This window comes from Leifsonia sp. PS1209 (assembly GCF_012317045.1).
GTDB lineage: Bacteria > Actinomycetota > Actinomycetes > Actinomycetales > Microbacteriaceae > Leifsonia.
This window is the reverse complement of record NZ_CP051154.1, coordinates 505,730-522,438: the sequence shown is the minus strand read 5'-3', so window position 1 is coordinate 522,438 and position 16,709 is coordinate 505,730. Positions and strand designations below refer to the sequence as shown.

Sequence of the window (16,709 nt, the reverse complement as noted above, 5' to 3'; positions counted from 1 at the left end):
ATCCCTACTTGCCCGTCTTGTCTTCGATCATCTTCGCGACATCGTCGAGGGTCGCCTTGGTGGACGCCTTGCCCTCGTAGAGCGCGAGCATCTTGTCGCTGATGTCGCTGGAGAGGCCGGGGACGGATGCTTCCGTCGCGTAGTCCTCGAACCCGATGTCGCGCATGTCGAGCAGCGTCTGGGCGTGCTCCGGGTATCCGTCGAGGACGACCTTGTCCGCGCCCTTGATCGACGGGACGGCGTTGCCTCCGCCCTTCAGCCGCTCGGTCTGGCCGGCTGCCGACAGGTAGTTGGTCCAGAACTCGAACGCTGCGGCCTTGTTCTTGGTCTTGGCGTTGATGGCGAGGTAGCTCACGGCCGTGCCCGTCGGCGCGGCCTTGCCGTCCGGGGTCGGCCACGGCGCGACGTCGTAGTTCTCCGGGTCGCCCGCCGACTTCACGGTGCCGATCGTGTAGCGGCCCTGCACGAAGAAGCCCGCCTTGTGGGTGACGAAGACGCTGTCGGCTCCCGCCCCCTGCGGGAGGGTGTCCGCGACGACGAAGGTGCCGTTCTGGAAGTTCTTGGCCAGCACATCCATCGCCTTGACGCTGGTCTGGTCGGTGTTGGCGACGAACTTCCCCGACTCGTCGAACGCCTTGCCGCCCTGCGCCGAGATCCAGCTGTAGTGGGTGGACCAGTAGTTCCAGAACATGGATCCGGTGAGCCCGGCCTTCTTGAGCTTCTCGTTCATGTCGAGGTATGCCTCTGTCGTCCACTTGCCCTCGGCGGCGAGGGTGGCCGGGTCATCGGTGACGCCGGCCTTCTTCAGCGCGACCTTGTCGTACCAGAGCGCATCCGGGTTGGAGTCGTTGGGCGCCGCGTAGATCTGGTCGCCCTTCTTGGTGGCGCCGAACAGGCCCTGCGCGAAGTCCTCCGGCTTGGTCTTGCTCGCGCTGGAGTTCATCAGGTCGGTGAGAGGCAGCAGCGCCTTCGAGTTGACGAACTGGCCGATCTTGTCGTCGCCGATGTAGAACACATCCGATGCTGTGCCGGACGCGAGCTGGGCGAGGAGCTTCGTGTGGTAGTCGCCGTAGTCGGCGACCGGCTGCAGCACCACCTTGATGTCGGGGTGCTCTTTCATGAACTGGTTGTCGAAGTCCTTGTAGCGGGCGATCTCCTCCGGAGTGCCCCAGGTGGACCAGACGACAGTCTTGGAGCCCGAACCCCCCGATCCCGATCCTGAACACGCGGCCATACTGAGTGCCAACGCGACGGCCGCCCCCACAGCCACCAGCCTTCTCATCTTCGAGTCGACGCGAGACATGCCTACCTCATTCCTTGAAGTGTCTCTTGCAATTCGGGGGCCACGGGTACGGGGCCGCTCCTGGTCTGTATTCTGTATACAGTAGGCAGGCGCGTTATGCAAGTGTCCGCGAACCACCAGCAACTGCGGCGCTTCCCGGGCGTTTCGCGACAGTTACTGGTGTTTCGGTCGTAGTAGCGGCGGCGGGGCCGGTGGGCGTATGGTCGCCGCATGGTCACCGACGACCCGCTCGACACCGATCCGGACAACTATCACCTGCTCTGGGAGAACGAGTACGTGCGCGTGCTCGAATACCTGGATGCGCCCGGCCTCCGCACGAACGAACACGACCATCCGAACAGCGTGCTCGTGGCGCTGAGCGAATTCGACCGGCACCTGCGCACACCGGACAAGGAACGCACGGTGCACCTCGATGCGGGCGAAGCCGTGTGGCTGCCCGCGCAGCGGCACTCGGGCGAGAACGTGGGCACGACACCGACGCACACGCTGCTGATCGAGCTCAAGGGGGATGCGGCGGGAGACGCGGGGACCGCGGGCGCGGGGACCGCGGCGGTGGGGCCGAGCACGGCGGAGTGACCGCCGGATCCCCGCCCTGCACCGCCGCGGTCGGCCCGCAGTCACGCCCGCGGGCTGAGGCTCACGCCGCGTCCCACGCCACCGCCACGTCGAGCACCCAGACGACACCGAAGCTGTCGGCGAGCATCCCGTACGCGGGCGAGAACGCGGACGGCCCGAGGTCTTCGATGATGGTCGAGCCCTCGGCCAGCCTTCCCCAGAGCTCGGCGATCTCGTCGGCGGTCTCGCCGCGCACCGAGACGAAGAACGCCGTGTCGCCCTGGTCGTAGCCGACGCTGGCCGGCACGTCGTATGCCATGACCTGGAACCCGTTCGCGCCGATGACCTGGCCGAACTTCACCTGGTCGGCCTCGTCCGGGGTCTCCGCGGCGTGGGCTTCGGCGTTCGTGACGACGACGAGCTGCCCGCCGAAGACGGAGTGGTAGAACTCCAGCGCCGCCCTGGCGTCGCCGCGGAAGTTGAGGTGGGGTGTGGTGGTGACGGACATTGTCTGCTCCTCGCTGACGTTCCGCCCGGACGTTCCGGACGGTCGACGCCCACTCTCACAGCAGTAGAGGACAGCTTCGGTCCTCTACCCGATCTACGCTGGCAGCATGACCTCGACCACCTCCCGGCTGCTCGTGCTGCTCTCCCTGCTGCAGGCGCGGAGGGACTGGCCGGGCGGCCTGCTCGCCGAACGCCTGGACATCAGCCACCGCACGGTGCGCCGCGACATCGACCGGCTGCGCGCGATGGGCTACCGCATCCAGGCGACGAAAGGCCCGGATGGCGGGTACCGGCTGGATGCGGGCGCCGAGCTCCCCCCGCTGCTCTTCGACGACGACCAGGCCGTCGCGCTCGCGGTCGCCCTCCAGGCCGCCGCGGTCAGCGGCGCCGGGCTGGAGGAGGCGGCGGTGCGCGCGCTCACCACGGTGCGCCAGGTGATGCCGTCCCGTCTGCGCCACCGACTGGATGCGCTCGCGTTCGCCACCATCCCGAACGGCCGGAACGCGGCGGTGCAGCCGGTGGATCCGGGCGTCCTGCTCGCCGTGTCCGCTGCCGCGCGCGGGCGGGAGACCCTCCGGTTCGACTACGGGGACCACGACGACCGCCCTCCCCGCCGGGCAGAACCGCACCACCTCGTGGTCGCCGCGGAACGCTGGTACCTGGTCGCCTGGGACCTTGATCGCGACGACTGGCGCACCTTCCGCGTCGACCGGATGCGCCCCCGCACCCCGAACGGCCGCCGCTTCGAACCGCGCCCGGTGCCGGGAGGCGACGTGCGCGCATACGTGTCCGCCCGCTTCAAGGGCTCGGCCGACGCCGACGACTGGCCCTGCCACGGCAGCGCGATCCTGCACCTGCCGGCCTCCGAGGTGCTGCCCTTCGCGGGCGACGCCGTGGTGGACGACCTCGGGGACGGGCGCTGCCGCATCCACGTCGGCTCGTGGTCGTGGGTGGCGCTGGCGGCGTCGCTCGGGCGATTCGACGCGGCGCTGGAGGATGTGGAACCGGCCCAACTGCGGGAGGCGTTCGGGATGCTGGCCGGGCGTTATGCCGCGGCCGGCCGGTAGCCTCCCGCCGGGCTCAGCGCCGAGAGAGCAGTGAGGTGACCCGCAGCTTCTCGCTGTGGATCCACACGTCGGAGTACTCGACCGGACGGTCGTCGGCCAGGTAGGTGACCTGCTGCAGGTATTGGACGGGTGCGCCGATCGGCAGTTCGAGGGCGGAGGCGGCGTCGCCGGATGCCGCCTCGGCGGAGAAGGTGCGGCGGGCGCTGCCGATCTTCAGATGGTAGGTGCCTTCGAGCGTCCCGAAGAGGCTGGTGGTGCGGAAGTCGGTCTTCTCGATGCCGGGCGCGAGGTCGGCGCGGACGTAGTTCACCAGTAGGGCCACCGGGCCGCGGTCCGTGCTGCGCAAACGGACCAGCTTGAGCACCCGTGCTCCTGGCGACACGTCGAGCAGTGCGGCGACCGGCCGGGGCGGCTCGATCAGGCGGCACTCGATCACGTCCGTCTCGGTCACGATCCCCTGGTTGGCGAAATCCTCCGACAGCGTGCTGAGCTTCTGCGCGATGGCCGGCTCGATCGTCGTCGACGTGACGAACGTTCCCTTGCCCCTGACCTGCCGGAGCAGCCCCTCCTCGATCAGGGTGGTGAGGGCCCTGCGCAGCGTCCCCCGGCTCACGCCGAGGTCGTGCGCCAACTCCGGTTCGCTCTTCAGCCGGTAGTGCGCCGGCCACTCACCGGCGGCGATCCTGGTCCGGATGCGCTCGGAAATCTGGCTGTGCAGAGCGACGGGTGCGTCTCTGTCGAGGTCGTCGGTCACTTTCCCCCTCTTTCACTGGCACCCGCCGTCCCGACACTACGGCAGTCGGGACGGCGGCGCTCGTCAGTAGCTGGTCGTGTTCTCGTCGCCGGAGTCGGTGATGATCGACAGGCCGGCGCTCGTCCCGAGCAGGCTGGCTCCCGCGCGCAGCAGGCCGAGCGCCTGCGGGTAGCTCTTGATCGAGCCGGACGCCTTCACCAGCACGCCGGGACGAGCCAGGTCGACCAGGTAGCGGACGCTCTCCGGGCTGGCCGTCTCGATCTGCCCGCTCGACGCGTTCTTCAGGAAGGCAACGCCAGCATCCATCGACAGTTCGACGGCCGCGCGACGCTCGTCCGGGGTGAGCAGCGGGAGCTCGAGCATGACCTTGACCGGGATGCCCGCCGCCTGCACGACACCGGCGATGTCGTCGCGGAACGCGTCGTACATCCCGCTCTTCAGCCAGCCGATCTGCACACCGATGTCCAGCTGGGTGGCGCCGAGCTTGGCGATCGACTCCGCCTCGGCGGCCTTGCCCGCGCTCGTGGTCACCCCGACGGTCGGGAAGTCGAGCGCCGTCGCGATGCCGACGCCCGTGCCCGCGAGTTCTGCGGCGACCACGTCGACCCAGGATGCGGGCACCATCGCGGCGTTGAAGCCGTGCTCGACGGTCTCCTTGGCGTGGGCGACGATCTCGTCGCGGGTGAGGCCGACCTCGATCTTGGTGTGCTGGATGTACGGTGCGAGTTGCGCCGGAGCCAGAATCAGCTCGGTGGTCGAAGTGTCAGTCACGGTTTCTGTTTCCTTTCGCGGGCACCGCGGTCGCGGTGCTTGTGGTGTGGTGCAGGTCTGGGGATGCGCGACCGGGTCAGAGCCGGTCTGCGTAATAGTCGGGCGCGATCACGCCGTCGCCGCCGAACCAGCGCGGAACGTCGACGCCGCAGACGAGGCCGATGTTGCCCCACGGCTCGAAGGCGCCCGTTCGCACGATGACCTTCGCCTGGGCTGCGACATCGCCCAGCATCTCGGCGTGGGTGCGCGTGCTGAACTCGGCCTCGGCGAAGGTGGACTGCAGCCACTCGTCGAGCCGGGGGTTGTTGCTGACGACGTCGTCCGCCCGGACGACGCCCTCGACCACCAATTCGCCGGCGATGAGGCCGAGCACGGTGCGCAGGTCGGGCAGGTTCTCCGCCAGCGCGAGGTCGATGCGGTGGGCGTCGCGCGGGATGGGGAAACCGGCGTCGACGACGAGGATCAGATCGGTGTGGCCGAGCGTCGCGAGTGCGCCGCTCAGTTCGGCGTTCAGGATGCCGTGCTTCTTCATGGTCGGGTCCTTTCCCTGGTGGTCATGCGGCGGAGGAGGCCGACGCGTTCGCGCCGGTGGCGGCGGACATGATCGACTCCTCGGTGGCGTCCGCCGAGTCGAGCACGGCGACGATGCGGCCCTCTGCCATGACGGCGATCCTGTCGGTGATCGTCAGGAGCTCCGGCAGGTCGGACGACGAGCAGACGATCGCGACCCCGCGGGCGGTGAGGGCGTACAGCTGCTCGTAGATCTCGGCGCGAGCACCGACATCCACCCCTCGTGTCGGCTCGTCGAGAACGAGGACGTCGGGCTGGATGGCCATCCAGCGGCCGAGCATCGCCTTCTGCTGGTTGCCTCCGGAGAGGTTCACGATGGGGGTGTCGAGCGACGCGGTCTTCACCGTCATCGCTGCGGAGAAGGCCGCGGCGTCCCGGTCGAACTGGCGGCGGCGCACGAGCCCGAACCTGGTGAGCCTGCGCACCTCGAGCACGCCGATGTTCTCGCCGACGCTCATCGTGCTCAGCAGCCCTTGCGCCCTGCGCTCACCCGGCACGAACGCCAGCTTGCGCCGGACAGACTCCGCGGGCGACCGCTGCTGATACGGCGAGCCGAGCAGGTCGACGCTTCCGCCCGTTCCCCTGTCCGCTCCGAACAGGTTGCGCAGCATCTCGACGCGGCCGCTGTCCGGAAGCCCGGCGAAACCGAGGATCTCGCCCGGGCGCACCTCGAACGTCACGTCCTGATGGGCACGGCCGGCGAGCCCGGTCACGGCGAGCACTGGGGGCGCATCCCGCCAGGCCGACGCGTCCGTCGTGTCCGCACGCCTGCTGAGGTTGCCGAGCTCCCGGCCGACCATCGCGGCCACGGCCTGTTCCGGCGTGGTCTCCGACCGGCGCCAGGAGGCCACGTGCCTGCCGTCGCGCAGCACCTCGATCTGGTCGGCGAGCCGGAACACCTCCGGCATCCTGTGCGACACGTAGACGATGGTGGCGCCCTGCGCTTTGAGCGTCGCCATGAGCGCGAACAAGCGCTCCGACTCCGCGGGCGTCAGCACCGAGGTGGGTTCGTCCAGGATCAGGATGCGGCAGCCGCGGGCGATCGAGCGCGCCACCACGATCAGCTGCTGCGTCGCGAGGTCGAGCGTTCCGACCGGCGCTGCCGGGTCGAGCCTGAGGTCGAGCTGGGCGAGCAGTTCGGTGGCGCGGGCGGTCATCCTGCGACGGGAGGGGAACCAGCGGCTGCCGGGCTCCACCCCGACCAGGATGTTCTCGGCCACGGTCCGCTCCGGCAGCAGCGACAACTCCTGCGGCACGATGGCGACGCCGTGCTCGGTGAGCATGGTGTGCGGGTCGTAGCGCGTCACCGGCGCGTCGCCGACGGTGACGGTCCCGTCGCTCGGCGGCTGCAGCCCCGCGAGGACCTTCAGCAGTGTCGACTTGCCTGCGCCGTTCTCACCGAGCAGGGCCGTCACCTCGCCTTCCGGCACCTCGAAGGTCACATCCTCCAACGCGCGCACCGGGCCGAACCGGCGGCTGAGCCCGGTGATGCGGATGGCGGGGCGCGGCTTCACGGCCGCACCGTCGCCGGACGACGGGAACGTCATGGCCTAGCCCTCCACCGTTGCTTCGGACAGGTTGTCCTTGGTGATGATCTGCGCGCCGGTGTCGACGCCGGAGATCTTGGTGCCCTTCTTCAGGAAGTCGACGAGCACCTTCACCGCCTGGTATCCCTGCTCGGACGGGTTCTGGCTGATGGTGAACGTCATCACGCCGTCCTTGATGAACTCGGCGGTCTGCGGAAGGAGGTCGAATCCGACCGTGGTGATCTTTCCCGCGTTGCCGGACTGCTGCACCCACTTGGCGGATGCGGTGGTGCTGCAGCAGTCGAGGCCGGCGATGGCCACGACCCCGGACTGGCCGGACATGGTCGAGTCGACCACGTTGTACGCGGCGTTCGGCTCGTTGCCGACGTTCACCGGGCCGACGACCTCCAGCGTGGAGCCGCTCATCCCCTCCTTGAATCCGCCGAACCGGTCGTTCGACCAGCCGGCCCCGGTGTCGAGCGAGAAGACGACGACCTTGCCCGTGGCGGTGTCGCCGAGCGCCTTGCGCAGCTCCTCCGCCTCGGACTTCCCCGACGCCTTCAGGTCCTGGCCGACGAAGCCCATCTGCTTGGAGTCCGGGTTGTCGGTGTTGAACGAGATGATCGGGATGCCCGCGTTGTACGCCTCGGCGATCACCGGCTTGAGCGCGTCCGAGCTGGCGGACGAGACGGCCAGACCGTCGACCGACTTCTGCTGGATGAGGGTCTGCAGCTCAGCGACCTGCTTCGCAGCGTCGCCGCCGGTCGGGCCGATGAGCTGGACGTCTGCGCCGAGCTCGGAGCCCGCCCGCTCCATCCCCTGGCCGATCGGCGTGGCGAAGGCGAGCGACGGGTCGTGGTAGCTGAGCTTGATGCGCAGCTTCTCTCCCCCATCCACGCGCTTCTGGATGTAGTCGGCGAGCTGGAAGCCGCCTCCCGAGGTCGAGTCTGCTGTTGCGTTGGTGATCGCGCCGCAGCCGGTGATGGCGATGGCCAGGGCGGCTGTCATGGCTCCCGCCGCGAGGACGCGGCGCGAAATGGTGCGGAATGACATCAATACTCCTTCGTGTGTGATGACGTGCTGCTGGATGGTGCTGATCCGGATGCGTCTGCATCGGCGCATCCGGGTGTCACGCGCGGGTTTTGCGTTTGCGCTGCCAGGTGTCCGCCGCGACCGCGGCGACGATGACGAGACCGGTGACGACGGTCTGCCAGAACGACGAGATGCCGTTGATGTTCAGGATGTTCTGAAGCACTCCGATGAAGACCACGCCGATGACGGTGCCCCACATGGTGCCCGAGCCTCCGAACAGGGCGGCCCCGCCGATGATGACGGCCGAGATGACGGTGAGTTCGAGTCCGCTGCCCGTGACGCCCTGCACGTAGGACAGGAACGAGAGGCCGAGCACACCGGCGACGGCCGCGGTGAATCCGGAGAGCACGAACGCCGCGACCTTCACGCCCGAGACGTTGATGCCCACCAGGCGAGCGGCCTCCTTGTTGCCGCCCACCGCGTACGTGTTGAATCCGAGCCGCGAGCGGGAGAGGAGAACGACCCCGAGCGCGACGATCACGATGAAGAACAGCAACTGCATCGGGATGACGCCGAACAGCCTGCCCTGACCGAGCAGGTTGAATTCGGCGACACCGGGGTTCGACGCGCTGAGCGAGATGGGGGCGCCGTCGGAGATGAGCAGGGCCACGCCGCGGAAGACGCTGAGGCTTCCGAGCGTCACGATGAACGACGGGACGCCGAGCAGCACCACCGCGAGTCCGTTGAGGAGACCGGCGACGACGCCGACGAGCAGGCCGATGACGATCGCGAGCGGCCAGGCGACCCCGGCGGCGATGGCCATGCCCGTGCTGATCGCAGACAGGGCGTAGATGGAGCCGACGGAGAGATCGATCTCGCCGTTGACGATGACGAACGTCGCCCCGACGGCCATGATCCCGATCTGCGAGACCTGCTGGCCGACGGACAGCAGGTTCCCGCCCTGCAGGAAGCTGGGCGAGAGCACGGTTCCGAGGACGAAGAGCAGCACCAGCGCTGCGAACACTCCGGCCTCACGGGCGTGCAGGATCTTGCGGAAGTCGATCGCGCTCCGTTGCGGCGCTGAGGTGGTGGCGGTCATCGAGTCGGTCCATTCGTCTGGGTGAGCTGAGCGCGGGTGGGAAGGGCGGGGATGACCCCGGGGATCGACACCGTGTGGGCGCCGGCGAGCGCGGCGAACCGTGCGGCGTCTGCAAGGGTCTTGCCCTCGGCGATCGCGACGGCGAGCGCGGCGGTGAAGGAGTCGCCTGCCCCGGTGGTGTCCACGACGCGCACGGGGACGGCGGGCGGGATGGCCACGATGGTGTCTGCAGGGTTGTCGGCGCCGGCGTCGGCGTCGGCGTCGGCGTCGGCGTCGCTGTCGCTGAGCAGGGCACCATCGGATCCGCGGGTCAGGATGACCCCGCCGTCGAGCCGTTCGCGGAGCGCCTCGACCAGTTCCCGCTCGCTGCGTCCGTGATCCGGTCCGAGCCCGAGGAGCACGGGCGCCTCGGTCTGGTTGGGGGTGATGATGTCGATGAGCGCCCAGGCGTCGTCCGGCAGAGCTTTCGCGGGCGCGGGGTTGAGCAGGGTGCGAGTGCCTTCCTCCCTGGCGATCCGCAGGGCGGCGGCGACCGCATCCATCGGGATCTCCATCGAGACGACCAGGATGTCGGCGGCGGCGATCTCGTCGCGGAACGTCTCGACGGCGGCCTCCCCCAGCTCATCCAGTGCACCGGGCGCGATCGCGATGCGGTTCTCCCCGGACGGTTCGACCAGGATGAAGCCGACCATCGTCGCGCCAGCGCCGGTCACGACCTTGGATGCGTCGACACCTTCCGCCCGCCACAACTCGCGCGCCGCTCGCCCGAAGTCGTCGTCTCCGACGGCGGTGAGCAGGGAGACGTCCGCGCCGAGCCGCGCGGCGGCGACGGCCTGGTTCGACCCCTTGCCGCCTGGCCCACTGTCGAACGTGCCTCCAGACACGGTCTCGCCGGCTTCGGGCGCCAAGGGAACACGCATGGTGAGGCCGGCTCCGTAGCTACCGACAACGGCAATCTTCATTGATTCGGGTACTTCCTTGTACGTGGACAACTATGAACATGAGCGAGTCTATGTACATAGTTGTCCACGCGTCAAGCCGACGCGTGGAAGCGTGTGCGTCCGGTGCCGCGCGCTACCCGCGCCGCAGGCGCAGCGACGAGTTCAGGTACGCGGCCGCGACCGCCAGCGAGAAGGCGATGGCCACGACGTACAGCGGCGCGTACGCGTCGGCGTTCGCTGCGCTGACGCCGGTCGAGACGGCCTGGAGGGCGAAGAACCCGGCCAGCACGAATCCGGCGGCCGGCTTCGCGGTCATGCGCCAGAGGGGTCGCGGCGCCATAGCGTCCTCGTCCTCGCCCCGGAAGACCCGCGCCCCGAACACGATGACGGCCCCGAGGACCGCGCAGTACAGGACGAGGCCACCCGTCACGCTGAGCGCCAGCGCCCCGAACACGGCGGCGACGACCGCGGCGGCGCACCCGAGGACGACGAACGTCGCTTTGGCCTGCGGGGATGTGATGCGCGGCATCGGGAGCTCCTCGGTGGGGGACGTCGGAGTCCAGCCTGGCAGATCGCCTACCCCCGCCAACGACAAAACCCCCGCCGAAGCGGGGGCCGTGTCTACTGTCTCAACCAGTGTGCGCCCGGAGGGATTCGAACCCCCAACCTTCTGATCCGTAGTCAGATGCTCTATCCGTTGAGCTACGGGCGCAATGCCTTCGAACATTGCTGCTCACGGGCCGGATTAGAGCTTACATGACACCGTCGAGTACCGCCAATTGGCGCTTCAACGCCACCTGGCGGTAGGAGGTTTCGATCAGTTCGGCGACCTCTTTCCAGGTGGCGTCGTCGGCGGCCTGGTCGATGTCGATGCCCAGCCAGCCGGATGCTCCCCAGTATTTGGGCACGAAAAAGCGAGGGTCCTCGTGGAAGGCTTTCGCCTCGTCCGGGTCCGGCTTGAAGACCAGGGAGTATGGGCGCGCGAGGCCGCTTCCGGCGAGGGCGAAGACTTTCTTGCCTGCGCGGAAGGTGGGGCGTCCCCAGGTCTGGACCTCGACGGCGTCGGGGAAGCGGAGGCAGATGGCGCGCATCCGTTCGACGAACGGGTCGCCGTTTTCGAACAGTTCCGGGTGATCCATCTGGCGAGGGTACCGCTCAGGCGAACACCTCGTCGAGGAAACAGACCATCGCCCGCCAGCTGCGCGCGTCCGCCGTCGGGCGGTACCTGTCCGTTCCGGGGATCGTGAACGCGTGCGGCGCACCGGAGTATGTGGTCACCTGCCAGTCGACGTGCGGGGCGGTGCGCAGCTCGTTCTCGAACGCGACCACCGCATCCGGGGGCACCACGGGGTCGTCGCCGCCGGTCAGCACCAGGAGGGAGGCGGCGATCGCCGCAGCGTCGGACGGATCGTGCGCGATCAGCCCGCCGTGGAACGACACGACACCGCGGGCGGGCGCTCCCGTGCGCGCGAACTCGATCGCGGCCGTACCGCCGAAGCAGTAGCCGATGACCGCGAGCCTGGCCGGGTCGACGGTGGGATGCTGCTGCAGCACCGTGAAGCCGGCGGCGACCCTGGTGCGCAGCAGCGCCAGGTCGTTGTAGTACTTCGCCGCCTCCGCGGGCGCCGCGTCACCCTGCGGTCGCACGCCGACGCCGTAGAGGTCGGCCGCGAACGCCACATAGCCGAGGCGGGCGAGCATCTGGGCGCGCATCCTGACCGTGTCGCCGACGCCGTGCCAGTCGTGCAGCAGGAGGACGGCCGGGCGGCGCTCGTCGGCCTGCGCATCCCTCGCCAGGTAGCCCTCGAGGGCCACCCCTTCGTGCTCGTAGCCGAGCGTCTCGGTCTCGATCACCGCCCTGTCGCGGATCGGCACCTGCGCGAGCAGCGCCTCATGGGCGGGCGAGAGGGGCGACGGGGAATCGAACGTCACAACAGCTCCAGAGTCTTCGGTGCACACGCGACGGATGTCGCCTGCGGCCTGGCCTGCTGTGGCTCGAACGCGGAAAGCGCGCGGAAGCCCGATCGGGTGCGGGTCGGGTTCCCACGGCGTCAGCCTACCTCGGGTTCCGTTCGTGCGCGACGGACGTACGATGGGCGCATGGCCACGGAGTTCAGCAATGAAACGGATGCGAAACGGTACGCCATGCACATCGACGGCGAGCTGGTCGGCGTGCTGGACTACAGCATCCTGGGCGGTTCGATCTCGCTGACGAGGGCGTTCACCACCCCCGCGAAACGCGGGAAAGGGTATGCGGCGCAGCTGGTCGAATACGCCGTGAACGACATCGAGGCGAACACCGAGCTGCGGATCGTCCCGATGTGCTGGTACGTCGCCGACTGGTTCGAGGCGCACCAGGAGCGGTCGGGGCTGCTCGCCCGCAGGGCCGGCTGAACCGTGCCGGAGCGCACAGCGGCGCGGATCACCGCGTTCGGCGACGCCGACGTCGTCCAGCTCGTCGACGAGGAGGTGCGCGCACCGCGCGGCACCGAGGTGGTCGTGCGGGTCACCCACGCGTCCGTCGGATCGACGGACGTGCTCGCGCGCCGCGGGGGTTACGTCTTCCACCCGTTCCCCGGGTTCGTCCCCGGATACGACTTCGTCGGCGTGCTCGAGACCGAGTCGGCCGTCTCGGCCGTGCTGGGGCTGCGCGCCGGAGCGCGCGTTGCCGGGGTGCTCCCCGGAATGGGCGCGCACGCCACCCGACTGGTCATCCCCGCCTCGCTCCTCGCCCCCGTTCCGGACGGACTCGACTGCGCGGTCGCCGCGACGGCGCCGCTCGACCTGGTGACCGCATCCCACGCCCTCCGGCTGGCGGAGGTGGATGCAGGCGGCAGCGTTCTCGTCCAGGGCGTCACCGGTCCAGTCGGTTCGTACGCCGCGCAGCTGGCCACGCGCGAGGGGCTGACGGTGTTCGGCAGCGCATCCACCCGGTCGAGGGAAGCCGCGGAGGCACTGGGCGTGACGTTCGTGGACTACACCGACCCGCTCTGGGCGGCGCGCGTCAAGAACGCGACGGACGGCGGGGCCGACGCCGCCATCGACCACACCGGGTCACCGGAGGTGCTGACCGCCCTCTCGCCGCGCGGCACCTGGGTGCACACCGCGTTCGTCGGGCGCAGAGGACACGAGCGCGGCGACTCGCTGCGCGGCTCGCTCACCGCCGCAGCACACCGCTTCGGAGCGCAGCGGCAGCGGGTGTGCTCGGTGCCGGGGCTGGTCGCGACGAGACGCAACGACTACCGCCGCGACCTCACGGCACTGCTCGGGATGCTCGCCGCCGGCGAACTGACCGCCCCCGCCGTGGATGCGGTGCCGTTCGAGCGCATCCGGGATGCGCACCGCGCGGCAGACCGTGCGCAGCGCGGCCGCAAGGTCGTCGTGACGATGCCGGAGTGACCACGGACGGTCGTCGACCCCGCCCGGCGTGTGTGGGAGAGAACGCTCCCTCCCACACACGCAGCGGGTAAGTAGCCGGCGCGGTCGAAAGGGCCCCTGGATCCCAGCGTCTGCGCCAGCCGACCCCTTAAGCAAACCTCTTTGCATACCGGTCGGTCAACACGGACCCCTTCTTCTGGGGCGCTCGCCGCGTCAGGGCTGCGTCAGGCAGCGGGCGGAGCAGGCGGTGCGGGCGGTGTCGGCGCGGCGGGCGCTGCGGCGGCAGGTGCCGGCGCAGACGGCGCTGCATGAGCCCCACCGGCCGGCGTTCCGTCGTGCGCGAGGGCGCGGGCCTTCAGGTGCGCGAACTCCTCCTGGGTGATGACACCCTGGTCGAGGAGCTGCTTGGCCTTGGCGATCTCGTCGGCCGGGCTCGTGCTCGCGACGGTCCGGATGTACTGGTCGGTCGCGCTCTGCACCTGACGCGCTTCCTTCTGGCTGCGCTCCGCCATGCCAGGCCCGCGTGCGATCAGGTAGACCAGCGCGGTGAGGAACGGCACGAAGATCAGGAAGATGATCCACAGCGCCTTCCACCAGCCGTTGAGCTTGTGGTCGCGGAACAGGTCGCCCACGATCGAGAACAGCGCAAACAAGTACGCGATGAACGCGAAGCTCCAGAAGAAGAGCCAGATGATGTTCCAGAAGTTATCCCACATGATTTCCCCACCCTCCGTGACCCCGGCCGAGGCGGGCCTGGGTATGCGCTGAGAGTAGCGCGGGAGGTTCGGCCCGTCTAGACCGCGTTACGACCGGTGTCCTGCAGCGGCGGAACGGTCAGCGACCGGACTCCCGGGCGTCGCGCGCCGCGCTGAGGTCGGCGTACGCGCGCTCCGTCTCGCGGTCGACGCGCATCCCGCGCGCCCGCAGTGCTGCCGGAAGCCACTCGCTCAACACGAACCGCCGACGACGCGGGATGCGGTCGATCGCACTCTCGGCGCCGGTCGCGTGGCCGATCCAGCCGTGTTCCATACCCTGTACGAAGATTCCCTGTGCCATGACATGAACGTTACGGAAGAAAACATTCGGCCACGAGATGGCTTTGGGTCTTCCTTCGCAAAGATTCGGCCAGTATGCTGACGGGCATGATCCGCTCTGTCGCAGTGCCGCTCATCGACGACTTCGCCATGTTCGAATTCGGCGTGGTCTGCGAGGTCTTCGGCCTCGACCGCAGCTACGCCGGCATCGAGCCGTTCGACTTCCGGGTGTGCGCGATCGAGCCCGGCGTCCCCATCCCGAACCCGACAGGAGCGCCGATCATCGCGCCGTACGGGCTGGAGGCGATGGACGACGCCGACCTGATCGCCGTGCCGGCCGCGCGCATCAGGGACGAGTACCCGCCCGAGTTGATCGACGCTCTGCGCCGCGCGGCCGACCGCGGCGCGATCCTGCTCAGCGTGTGCTCCGGCGCGTTCATCCTCGGCGCGGCCGGGCTGCTCGACGGCCGCAAGGTCACGACGCACTGGCGCTACGCCGACGCGCTCGCCCGGCGCTTCCCCGCCGCGGACGTCGACGCCGATGTGCTGTTCGTCGACGACGGCAACCTGATCACGAGCGCCGGCACCTCCGCCGGGGTGGATGCGAGCCTGCACCTGGTGCGCAGGGAGCTCGGCAGCGCGACGGCCAACTCCATCGCACGCAACATGGTCGTCCCCCCGCAGCGCGACGGCGGCCAGCGGCAGTACATCGAACGGCCGGTGCCGGACTGCGCCGACGACACCTTCACCGAACTGCTCGCCCACCTCACGGAGAACCTCGACGAGAACCACACGGTCAGCGGGCTCGCCGACCGCGTGCACATGTCGACCCGCAGCTTCTCCCGCCGCTTCGTCGCCGAGACCGGGGTGTCGCCGATGCAGTGGCTGACCACCCAGCGCATCCTGCACGCGCGGCTGCTGCTGGAGACGACCGACCTGCCGGTGGATGAAGTGGCTCGCCAGTGCGGGTTCGCCAGCGCGACCTTGCTGCGCCACCACTTCGACGCGGAGGTCGGCGTCGCGCCGACGCGCTACCGCGCCGCGTTCGCCCGCCGCGAGCCCGCGCTCACCTCCCCCTGAAAATCGAGTCCGGACTTATGCACGCCCCACCCCGGCGTGTCGCGTGCATAAGTGCGGACTCGATAGTTTCGGGGTGGGGTTGGGGACGCGGCGAGAGGAGCGGTGATGGGGCAGCGGGTGCAGTACGAGCGGTTCGGCGGGCCGGAGGTGCTCGAAGTGGTGGACGTTCCGCCTCTGACGGCGCCGGCGGGCGGCGTGGTGGTCGACGTGCGGGCGGCGGGAGTGAACCCGATCGACGGGAAGATCCGGTCTGCGCTGCGGCCGAGCGGTCCGATCACCGGGCCGCGCGGGCTCGGTTCCGACGCTGCCGGCGTCGTGTCCGAGGTCGGCGACGGCGTCGCGGACTGGGCGGTGGGCGATGAGGTGGTGGTGCGCGGGGCGCACGGTGCATACGCGAGCCAGCTCACCGCATCCACGGCCCAGCTGGTGCGGAAGCCGGGAGCGGTGACCTGGGAGCAGGCCGCCGCGATCGGGGTTCCGGTGAGCACTGCGTACCAGGCGCTGCGTTCGCTGGGCGTCGGGAAGGGGATGACGCTGCTCATCCACGGAGGCTCCGGCAGCGTGGGACGCGCGGCGATCCAGTTCGCGACACGTGACGGCGCCACCGTGGTGGCCACGGCGAGCGCGGGCAACCACGACGCCCTGCTCGCCCTCGGTGCGATCCCGGTGGAATACGGACCGGGGCTGGTCGATCGTCTGCGCGCCGCAGCGCCGCAGGGCTACGACCGCATCCTGGATGCGGTTGGCACCGACGAAGCGCTGGAGGCGTCCTTCGAACTGGTCGACGACCGCTCGCGGATCGGCACCATCGTGATGGGCGCACGCGCCGCCGAGTGGGGCATCCAGGCGTGGGCGGGTGGCAGTCCCGTTCCCCTCACACCGCAGGAGCAGGCGTGGCGGGAGGAGGCGTACGGAGCTGCGCTCGACCTGATCGCACGCGGCGAGTTCGTGGTCGAGATCGCGCGGACGTTCCCGCTGGGCAAGGCGGCGGATGCGCAGCGGCTGGTGGAGTCCGGTCACCCCGGCGGGAAGGTCATCCTGTTGCCGTGACGAGGGGGCGCAGCGGAGAAGAGGCGCCGGCGGGTGCGCCAT

General features: G+C 69.5%; 20 protein-coding genes and 1 tRNA gene. 6 read left to right on the top strand and 15 right to left on the bottom strand.

Going from position 1 to position 16,709, the window contains the following annotated elements; all coding sequences use genetic code 11:
- Window positions 1–4 precede the first annotated feature (4 nt).
- Entirely contained in the window at window positions 5–1,303 is a 1,299-nt protein-coding gene (locus HF024_RS02620) for a sugar ABC transporter substrate-binding protein (RefSeq protein WP_168688539.1), read from the bottom strand.
- A 210-nt stretch (window positions 1,304–1,513) separates the two neighbouring features.
- On the opposite strand from HF024_RS02620, the gene HF024_RS02615 reads away from it, so the two are divergent.
- Window positions 1,514–1,879: a cytoplasmic protein gene (locus HF024_RS02615; RefSeq protein WP_168688538.1), complete on the top strand. Its 366-nt coding sequence runs from the start codon at window positions 1,514–1,516 to the stop codon at window positions 1,877–1,879.
- Window positions 1,880–1,940: 61 nt separating this feature from the next.
- Here HF024_RS02615 and HF024_RS02610 read toward each other — a convergent pair whose 3' ends face one another.
- Entirely contained in the window at window positions 1,941–2,366 is a 426-nt protein-coding gene (locus HF024_RS02610; protein WP_168688537.1) for a VOC family protein, read from the bottom strand.
- Window positions 2,367–2,472: 106 nt separating this feature from the next.
- Between HF024_RS02610 and HF024_RS02605 the strand changes: the two genes are divergently transcribed.
- Window positions 2,473–3,432 (top strand): WYL domain-containing protein, encoded by a 960-nt coding sequence (locus HF024_RS02605; protein ID WP_168688536.1) that lies wholly within the window; start codon window positions 2,473–2,475, stop codon window positions 3,430–3,432.
- A gap of 13 nt (window positions 3,433–3,445) precedes the next feature.
- Here HF024_RS02605 and HF024_RS02600 read toward each other — a convergent pair whose 3' ends face one another.
- The 11 genes from HF024_RS02600 to HF024_RS02550 all read right to left on the bottom strand — a co-directional run bounded on the left by HF024_RS02600 (window position 3,446) and on the right by HF024_RS02550 (window position 12,057).
- Window positions 3,446–4,186 (bottom strand): GntR family transcriptional regulator, encoded by a 741-nt coding sequence (locus HF024_RS02600; protein ID WP_085370654.1) that lies wholly within the window; start codon window positions 4,184–4,186, stop codon window positions 3,446–3,448.
- 63 nt (window positions 4,187–4,249) lie between these two features.
- Window positions 4,250–4,957, bottom strand: a complete 708-nt coding sequence (deoC, locus tag HF024_RS02595) for a deoxyribose-phosphate aldolase (RefSeq protein WP_168688535.1) — start codon at window positions 4,955–4,957, stop codon at window positions 4,250–4,252.
- 76 nt (window positions 4,958–5,033) lie between these two features.
- A complete protein-coding gene (gene rbsD, locus HF024_RS02590; protein WP_085370656.1) occupies window positions 5,034–5,489 on the bottom strand; it encodes a D-ribose pyranase in 456 nt (151 codons plus the stop codon).
- 22 nt (window positions 5,490–5,511) lie between these two features.
- A complete protein-coding gene (locus HF024_RS02585) occupies window positions 5,512–7,074 on the bottom strand; it encodes a sugar ABC transporter ATP-binding protein (protein ID WP_168688534.1) in 1,563 nt (520 codons plus the stop codon).
- Window positions 7,075–7,077: 3 nt separating this feature from the next.
- A complete protein-coding gene (locus HF024_RS02580; protein WP_085370658.1) occupies window positions 7,078–8,106 on the bottom strand; it encodes a substrate-binding domain-containing protein in 1,029 nt (342 codons plus the stop codon).
- Window positions 8,107–8,182: 76 nt separating this feature from the next.
- Window positions 8,183–9,184 carry an ABC transporter permease gene (locus HF024_RS02575; RefSeq protein WP_168688533.1) on the bottom strand — a complete coding sequence of 334 codons (1,002 nt, stop codon included), beginning with the start codon at window positions 9,182–9,184 and terminating at the stop codon, window positions 8,183–8,185.
- Window positions 9,181–10,146: a ribokinase gene (locus HF024_RS02570; RefSeq protein ID WP_168688532.1), complete on the bottom strand. Its 966-nt coding sequence runs from the start codon at window positions 10,144–10,146 to the stop codon at window positions 9,181–9,183. Before HF024_RS02570 ends, HF024_RS02575 begins: the two co-directional genes overlap by 4 nt.
- Window positions 10,147–10,258: 112 nt before the next feature.
- Window positions 10,259–10,654, bottom strand: a complete 396-nt coding sequence (locus tag HF024_RS02565; RefSeq protein ID WP_168688531.1) for a hypothetical protein — start codon at window positions 10,652–10,654, stop codon at window positions 10,259–10,261.
- Between the two features lie 110 nt (window positions 10,655–10,764).
- Window positions 10,765–10,837 (bottom strand) — tRNA-Arg (locus HF024_RS02560).
- 40 nt (window positions 10,838–10,877) lie between these two features.
- Window positions 10,878–11,264, bottom strand: coding sequence for an MmcQ/YjbR family DNA-binding protein (locus HF024_RS02555; protein WP_168688530.1), 387 nt, complete (start codon window positions 11,262–11,264; stop codon window positions 10,878–10,880).
- A gap of 16 nt (window positions 11,265–11,280) precedes the next feature.
- On the bottom strand, window positions 11,281–12,057 hold the full coding sequence (locus HF024_RS02550; protein WP_085370663.1) for a dienelactone hydrolase family protein: 777 nt from the start codon (window positions 12,055–12,057) through the stop codon (window positions 11,281–11,283).
- Window positions 12,058–12,225: 168 nt separating this feature from the next.
- On the opposite strand from HF024_RS02550, the gene HF024_RS02545 reads away from it, so the two are divergent.
- Window positions 12,226–12,519: a GNAT family N-acetyltransferase gene (locus tag HF024_RS02545; protein WP_085370664.1), complete on the top strand. Its 294-nt coding sequence runs from the start codon at window positions 12,226–12,228 to the stop codon at window positions 12,517–12,519.
- 3 nt (window positions 12,520–12,522) lie between these two features.
- Window positions 12,523–13,524: a zinc-binding dehydrogenase gene (locus HF024_RS02540; protein WP_247597268.1), complete on the top strand. Its 1,002-nt coding sequence runs from the start codon at window positions 12,523–12,525 to the stop codon at window positions 13,522–13,524.
- 203 nt (window positions 13,525–13,727) lie between these two features.
- On the opposite strand, the gene HF024_RS02535 is transcribed toward HF024_RS02540, so the two are convergent.
- Window positions 13,728–14,219, bottom strand: a complete 492-nt coding sequence (locus HF024_RS02535; protein WP_168688529.1) for an SHOCT domain-containing protein — start codon at window positions 14,217–14,219, stop codon at window positions 13,728–13,730.
- A 118-nt stretch (window positions 14,220–14,337) separates the two neighbouring features.
- A complete protein-coding gene (locus tag HF024_RS02530) occupies window positions 14,338–14,559 on the bottom strand; it encodes a hypothetical protein (protein ID WP_247597267.1) in 222 nt (73 codons plus the stop codon).
- Between the two features lie 86 nt (window positions 14,560–14,645).
- On the opposite strand from HF024_RS02530, the gene HF024_RS02525 reads away from it, so the two are divergent.
- Window positions 14,646–15,617: a helix-turn-helix domain-containing protein gene (locus HF024_RS02525; RefSeq protein WP_168688528.1), complete on the top strand. Its 972-nt coding sequence runs from the start codon at window positions 14,646–14,648 to the stop codon at window positions 15,615–15,617.
- Window positions 15,618–15,722: 105 nt separating this feature from the next.
- Window positions 15,723–16,667, top strand: a complete 945-nt coding sequence (locus HF024_RS02520; RefSeq protein ID WP_168688527.1) for an NADP-dependent oxidoreductase — start codon at window positions 15,723–15,725, stop codon at window positions 16,665–16,667.
- The last annotated feature ends 42 nt before the right edge of the window (window positions 16,668–16,709 follow it).

What these genes read in the sequence shown, in the direction of transcription:
- HF024_RS02620 (WP_168688539.1), bottom strand. Translation starts at nt 1,303, where the DNA reads ATGTCTCGCGTCGACTCGAAGATGAGAAGGCTGGTGGCTGTGGGGGCG.
- HF024_RS02615 (WP_168688538.1), top strand. Translation starts at nt 1,514, where the DNA reads ATGGTCACCGACGACCCGCTCGACACCGATCCGGACAACTATCACCTG.
- HF024_RS02610 (WP_168688537.1), bottom strand. Translation starts at nt 2,366, where the DNA reads ATGTCCGTCACCACCACACCCCACCTCAACTTCCGCGGCGACGCCAGG.
- HF024_RS02605 (WP_168688536.1), top strand. Translation starts at nt 2,473, where the DNA reads ATGACCTCGACCACCTCCCGGCTGCTCGTGCTGCTCTCCCTGCTGCAG.
- rbsD (WP_085370656.1), bottom strand. Translation starts at nt 5,489, where the DNA reads ATGAAGAAGCACGGCATCCTGAACGCCGAACTGAGCGGCGCACTCGCG.
- HF024_RS02585 (WP_168688534.1), bottom strand. Translation starts at nt 7,074, where the DNA reads ATGACGTTCCCGTCGTCCGGCGACGGTGCGGCCGTGAAGCCGCGCCCC.
- HF024_RS02580 (WP_085370658.1), bottom strand. Translation starts at nt 8,106, where the DNA reads ATGTCATTCCGCACCATTTCGCGCCGCGTCCTCGCGGCGGGAGCCATG.
- HF024_RS02575 (WP_168688533.1), bottom strand. Translation starts at nt 9,184, where the DNA reads ATGACCGCCACCACCTCAGCGCCGCAACGGAGCGCGATCGACTTCCGC.
- HF024_RS02570 (WP_168688532.1), bottom strand. Translation starts at nt 10,146, where the DNA reads ATGAAGATTGCCGTTGTCGGTAGCTACGGAGCCGGCCTCACCATGCGT.
- HF024_RS02565 (WP_168688531.1), bottom strand. Translation starts at nt 10,654, where the DNA reads ATGCCGCGCATCACATCCCCGCAGGCCAAAGCGACGTTCGTCGTCCTC.
- HF024_RS02555 (WP_168688530.1), bottom strand. Translation starts at nt 11,264, where the DNA reads ATGGATCACCCGGAACTGTTCGAAAACGGCGACCCGTTCGTCGAACGG.
- HF024_RS02545 (WP_085370664.1), top strand. Translation starts at nt 12,226, where the DNA reads ATGGCCACGGAGTTCAGCAATGAAACGGATGCGAAACGGTACGCCATG.
- HF024_RS02535 (WP_168688529.1), bottom strand. Translation starts at nt 14,219, where the DNA reads ATGTGGGATAACTTCTGGAACATCATCTGGCTCTTCTTCTGGAGCTTC.
- HF024_RS02530 (WP_247597267.1), bottom strand. Translation starts at nt 14,559, where the DNA reads ATGGCACAGGGAATCTTCGTACAGGGTATGGAACACGGCTGGATCGGC.
- HF024_RS02525 (WP_168688528.1), top strand. Translation starts at nt 14,646, where the DNA reads ATGATCCGCTCTGTCGCAGTGCCGCTCATCGACGACTTCGCCATGTTC.
- HF024_RS02520 (WP_168688527.1), top strand. Translation starts at nt 15,723, where the DNA reads ATGGGGCAGCGGGTGCAGTACGAGCGGTTCGGCGGGCCGGAGGTGCTC.